Source organism: Shewanella sp. T24-MNA-CIBAN-0130, from assembly GCF_040310185.1.
Classification (GTDB): Bacteria; Pseudomonadota; Gammaproteobacteria; order Enterobacterales; family Shewanellaceae; genus Shewanella; species Shewanella psychromarinicola.
In genome coordinates this window covers 1-256 of record NZ_JBEOPP010000417.1, presented here as the reverse complement: position 1 = coordinate 256, position 256 = coordinate 1, and the positions used below count along the sequence as shown (strand labels likewise).

Below are 256 nucleotides of genomic sequence, written 5' to 3'. Positions count from 1 at the left end.
CCCACCCCCCCCCCACGCCCGCCCCCCCCCCCCCGCCACACCCCCACCCCACCCCCCACCCCCCGCCCCCCACCCCCCCCCCCCCCCCCCCCCCCACACCCCCCCCCCCCCCCCCCCCCACCCCCCCCCCCCCCCCCCCCCCCCACCCGCCCCCCCCCCCCCCCCCCCACCCCCCCACCCCCCACCCCCCACCCCCCCCACCACCACCACGCCCCACGGCACACCCGCCAAGACACCAATCCTGCACCCACGTATC

General features: G+C 85.9%; 1 protein-coding gene. It reads right to left on the bottom strand.

Annotation, left to right across the window (positions count from 1 at the left end; all coding sequences use genetic code 11):
• Positions 1–256: hypothetical protein (locus AAEZ02_RS23780; RefSeq protein WP_351125435.1), on the bottom strand; the 256-nt coding region annotated here is incomplete at both ends.